Source organism: Streptomyces sp. SID3212 (assembly GCF_009865405.1).
Classification (GTDB): Bacteria; Actinomycetota; Actinomycetes; order Streptomycetales; family Streptomycetaceae; genus Streptomyces.
Window position 1 is genome coordinate 1 of record NZ_WWJY01000022.1, and the last position, 1,574, is coordinate 1,574.

The window sequence follows — 1,574 nt, forward strand, 5'->3', positions numbered from 1 at the left end:
CGGCGTCGACCCGGTCGGCCCCGCTCGCGCTCACTCCGCGACCCGCACCGTGAAGTCGCCCTTCGCCACGCGCGCCCGCAGCTCGCCGCCCGCGGTGACGTCCTCGGGAGACCGTACGACCGTCCCATCAGGGCGCTGGAGCACCGCGTACCCCCGCTCCAGAGTCGCGGCCGGTGACAGCGCCACGACGCGTGCGCGCGTGTGCGACAGTTCCGAGTCCGCGCGGTCCAGCAGATGCCGCAGCACCCGCCGCGACCGGTCCGCCAGCGCGTCCACCTCGGCGGCGCGCTCCGTGACCATCCGCTGCGGCCGCTCCATCACGGGCCGGCCGAGCGCGTGGGCGAGGCCGCGCTCCTCCCGGTCGAGCAGCCCCCGTACCGTCCGCAGCGCGCGGTCCCGCAGCGCCTGCACCCGGTCCAGCTCCTCTCCCACATCCGGCACGACCTTCTTCGCCGCGTCCGTCGGCGTCGACGCACGGACGTCCGCCACCAGGTCGAGCAGCGGGGAGTCAGGCTCGTGCCCAATCGCGGAGACCACCGGTGTCCGGCACGCGGCCACGGCCCGTACCAACTGCTCGTCCGAGAACGGCAGCAGATCCTCCACGCTTCCGCCGCCCCGCGCCACCACGATCACGTCGACCTCGGGCAGCGCGTCCAGCTCCTCGACCGCCGCCACGACCTGCGCCACCGCGTTCACGCCCTGCACGGCGGTGTTGCGCACCTCGAAACGGACGGCGGGCCACCGCCGCCGCGCGTTCTCCAGCACGTCCCGCTCGGCCGCCGACGCCCGGCCGCAGACCAGCCCGATCAGCTGCGGCAGGAACGGCAGCGGCTTCTTGCGGTCGGCCGCGAACAGCCCCTCCGCGCCCAGCGCCTGCTTCAACCGCTCCAGCCGTACGAGCAGTTCGCCGATGCCGACCGGCCGTATCTCCGTGGCCCGCAGCGACAGCTGCCCCCGCGGCGCGTACCACTCCGGCTTCGCCTGCACCACGACCCGCGCGCCCTCCGAGACCACATCCGCGATCGCGTCGAACACCTGGCGGTAGCACGTCACGCCCACCGAGATGTCGTACGACGGATCGCGCAGCGTCAGGAAGACCACCCCCGCGCCCGGTCTGCGCGAGAGCTGCGTGATCTGACCCTCGACCCAGACGGCCCCGAGCCGGTCGATCCACCCACCGATGAGCCGCGACACCTCACCGACGGGCAGCGGGGCGTCCGCGGACGTGTTGAGAGCCATACGGAGGAGCGTATCGGCAGCCTCTGACATCCCCGGGCGTCCAAAGGACGCGAGCGGGGCGCTCGCGTCCTCCTTGAGCCCAGGCGGCGTGGGCCGCCCGGGTCGGCGGGCCAACGCACCCAGGCGGTGCTGGTGAGCCCCCCTGCGCGGCTTCAGCTGGCCGCCTGGACGGCGGGCGGCTCGCCCGCAGGGTGCCTGGGCGGCGTACCTGGGTCGGCCCCACCGCTTCCGTGCACAGCCCACTGCGTCAGCCGACCGGCTCGCCCGCCCGGCGTACCCCGCCGTACCCCGGACCCGCCCCACCGCCTCCGTACAGCCCCCCCGCGCCGGCCGAC

General features: G+C 74.9%; 1 protein-coding gene. It reads right to left on the minus strand.

What is annotated here, in order from left to right; translation table 11 throughout:
* Window positions 1-30: 30 nt before the first annotated feature.
* Window positions 31-1,239 (minus strand): exodeoxyribonuclease VII large subunit, encoded by a 1,209-nt coding sequence (gene xseA / locus GT042_RS01215; protein ID WP_161306833.1) that lies wholly within the window; start codon window positions 1,237-1,239, stop codon window positions 31-33.
* Window positions 1,240-1,574: the final 335 nt, after the last annotated feature.

What these genes read in the sequence shown, in the direction of transcription:
- xseA (WP_161306833.1), bottom strand. Translation starts at nt 1,239, where the DNA reads ATGGCTCTCAACACGTCCGCGGACGCCCCGCTGCCCGTCGGTGAGGTG.